This is a genomic window from Flavicella sp. (assembly GCF_029238425.1).
Taxonomy (GTDB): domain Bacteria; phylum Bacteroidota; class Bacteroidia; order Flavobacteriales; family Flavobacteriaceae; genus Flavicella.
In genome coordinates this window covers 1-3,262 of record NZ_JAQWGB010000030.1, presented here as the reverse complement: position 1 = coordinate 3,262, position 3,262 = coordinate 1, and the positions used below count along the sequence as shown (strand labels likewise).

At 33.4% G+C, this 3,262-nt stretch carries 4 protein-coding genes; all 4 read right to left on the bottom strand.

Features of this window, described 5'->3' with window-relative positions:
• Positions 1 to 267, bottom strand: a 267-nt coding sequence (locus P8H68_RS01885) for a hypothetical protein (RefSeq protein WP_300320904.1), incomplete at its 3' end; no start/stop codon positions are given.
• 137 nt (positions 268 to 404) lie between these two features.
• Positions 405 to 836: a DNA-binding protein gene (locus tag P8H68_RS01880; protein WP_300320901.1), complete on the bottom strand. Its 432-nt coding sequence runs from the start codon at positions 834 to 836 to the stop codon at positions 405 to 407.
• Positions 837 to 841: 5 nt separating this feature from the next.
• Positions 842 to 2,512 carry a 2-succinyl-5-enolpyruvyl-6-hydroxy-3-cyclohexene-1-carboxylic-acid synthase gene (gene menD, locus P8H68_RS01875; protein WP_300320899.1) on the bottom strand — a complete coding sequence of 557 codons (1,671 nt, stop codon included), beginning with the start codon at positions 2,510 to 2,512 and terminating at the stop codon, positions 842 to 844.
• 75 nt (positions 2,513 to 2,587) lie between these two features.
• The coding region (locus P8H68_RS01870) for a chorismate-binding protein (protein ID WP_300320897.1) at positions 2,588 to 3,262 on the bottom strand (675 nt) is incomplete at its 5' end.

Here is a 3,262-nt window from a genome sequence, read left to right as displayed (position 1 = left end):
TATAACAAAAACTTTCAACTTTTTTTCTGAATCTAGTTGCAAATTTTTCGGCTGCTGCAGCTGCATGGAAAACATACCTATAAAAACAGGGACGATGAAAATTCCTATTTTAAAAAGCTTTTTACTTTTCAAACACAATAATCCAACACAACATGCAATAGCATATATAAAATAAGAATGCTCAACCGGGAAATAGTATTGAATACCTATTCCAATACATAAAAGCACCAGAATATGGAAAGGAATAAATGTTATTAAAATTTTCATAGCAACTTTAAGTTACTAATAATTTATTACAAAAATAAACTCCCTCCATTAGCTCTACTTGAAAAAGTAAATTACAATTTAAAAAAAAGTCCCTATAAAACTTACAGGGACTTTTTTTATGAATTTTTATTTAGAACTTATTCAGTATCTTTTTCTACTAATTCAATTCCTTTATCGGTAATTACGATTCTTTTTGCTTTATACAATCCACCGATAGCACTTTTAAAAGATTTTTTACTCATTTTAAAATGATACTTGATATCATCAGGACTACTTTTGTCATTATATCCAATAAAACCACCATCCAAACTTTGCAGTTTTTCTAAAATAATCGTTTCATTCGGACCAATTTTATTTAAAAATCCAATAGGCTGAAGTGACACATCAATCCCTCCATCTTCTCTTAGTTTTTTGATATAACCTACTACTTTCTGACCTTCACGAACACGCTTAAATACTTCGTTTTTATATAACAAGCCTTCGTATTCATCATTTACCAAAACACTGATTCCAACGTTTGTAAATCGACCAATTACCAAGTCCACTTTTTCACCTACTTTTAATTCCATTTCTTCTATTTTAAATTATTAAAATAATCTTTTAATATCGTATCATTTATATCAGAAGGCGTAAATACCTCCAATAATTTAGGTTGATCTCCAGCATAAAAATCTTCTAACTCGTTTTTCAAAGATTCTTTATCTGACGCAGTAGTATACTCAAAACCATACATTTTACATAAATGCTCAGCAGTCAAACCATGAGGCGTTTCAAAATAATCTAAGGCTCCACTTTTTGATGGACCAGGAATAAATTTAAAAATTCCACCACCATTATTGTTAATCAAAATAATTCTAAAACTCTTTGGGATATAATTATTCCACAATGCATTGCTATCATAAAAAAAGCTTACATCTCCCGTAACAAAAACGACCTGATCCTTTACCTCCATTGCAGCTCCAATAGCTGTAGATGTACTACCATCAATACCACTGGTACCTCTGTTGCAAAAAACTTTTAGAGATGGATTCACATCAAACAATTGACTGTATCGTACCACAGAACTATTGCTCAATTGCAACTGAATATTCTCCGGAAAAGAATCTAACAATACAGCATGCACCACAAAATCTGAATATGGAATTTTATTAATATAGGCTTTATGTCTTTCTTTATTTTTTAATTTCAACTGAAACCATTCCTCGTGATACGTACTTTCTTTCACCTTGGTAAGAAAGAAAAACTGACTGAAGAATAATTGAGAAGAAATCGCAAAATGACGTGTCATGCAATGAAAGGAATCCAATCCTCTTTTTTCATTTACATGCCAATGTTCTTTGGGTTGGTGATTTCTAAAAAACTGTTTGATTCGTTTTGAAACAACCAAACCACCAAGTGTCAATACTATTTCTGGTTTTAAGGCTTCTAAAGCTTCAGCATTCAACGGAAATAACAATTGATCTATCGAATTGAAAAAGCGAGGATGTTTTACATTAGATATCGTTTCCGTAAAAACCAACACAGAAGGATCTTTCAACAAATGTTCCAATTGAACTTGCAACAATTCATCCGGAAAACTACTTCCTATCAATACTATTTTTTTCGATGCTTGATTCCATTTGTCTGCGTACAACTGTAAATCCTCAACATCCAAAGGCACTTCTTTTAAAGTGCTTTTGCTAAAATCATAATGTTGTTCTGTTGGCAAAGCTAGCATTGTATCAACCGTTTCATATAAGGGTTCCTCAAAGGGAATATTCACATGAACAGGTCCTTTTTTTAACACAGAAGTATACAATGCATTTTTTAGCTCTTCCTTATTATGTTCGGGTTCTCCAGTGATTAAATTCGCATTGTACAGCGAATGATTTTCAAAAACATTCTTTTGCTGAATGGTTTGACCATCCCCTATCTCTAATAAATTTTCGGGTCTATCCGCAGAAAGTACCACCAAAGGAATATCGCTATAAAAAGCTTCAGAAATTGCTGGATAGTAATTTAACAATGCAGAGCCAGAAGTACATACCAACGCAACCGGTTTTCTTGTTTGCTGTGCCATTCCTAGAGCCACAAACGCAGCACATCTTTCATCTACTATGCTATAAGTATTGATATCGGAATGACTTGTAAAACCAATTGTTAAAGGGGCATTTCTAGATCCTGGAGAAATTACTACGGAGTCAATTCCATTAGCAACACAAGATGCTATCACTAATTGAGCAAGATCATTTTTTGGGTATTTCATCTAATACTGAACCTAAAATTGTTTTTGACTTGCCTATGAACTACCTCAGCAACATCAAATTTTAAGTCTGTAAAATTACAAAATAGATTCCATTGTTTTGCACTTTGCAACGGTTTCTTCCCACTCCTTCTCAGGATTGCTTTTCGCCGTGATCCCTCCTCCAACATACAAACGCAAGGAATTTTCATCAAGGACTTCCATACATCGTAAATTGACATACAAAGCAGAAGAGCCATCCATATTTAATTCCCCTAAAAAGCCTGTATAATAAGAACGATCAAAATTTTCATTTTTTAAAATATAGGATTTCGAAGTTTCTCTTGGAAAACCGCATACCGCAGGAGTTGGATGCAGCACTTCTATTAATTTTGCAACTGCATTTTCATTTTCAATGGCTCCTGTAATATCGGTACGCAAATGTAATAATGAACCTGCTTTCGCTGTGTAAGTATCAGAAACATTTAAGGTATCGGTAACTTTTTTTAAGTTTGAAAGTACATAATCCGTTACCATTTGTTGCTCCTCAATCTCTTTTGTACCCCAAGTAACCTCTGTAGTATTCACGAACCTCTGTGTACCGGCCAAAGACATTGTTTTAAATTTAGAGCCTTCAATTTCAAGTAATGTTTCCGGTGTTGCCCCCATCCACATTCCAACTTTCGGATGGAACCAAATATAACAGGTAGCGTGCCTATAAGCCTGTATTAATTTTTCAAAAACTGAAAACACCTCTAAATTAATATTGGAAAC

Excerpts from the sequence above, each read along its gene's own strand:
- P8H68_RS01880 (WP_300320901.1), bottom strand. The coding sequence starts at position 836 with ATGGAATTAAAAGTAGGTGAAAAAGTGGACTTGGTAATTGGTCGATTT.
- menD (WP_300320899.1), bottom strand. The coding sequence starts at position 2,512 with ATGAAATACCCAAAAAATGATCTTGCTCAATTAGTGATAGCATCTTGT.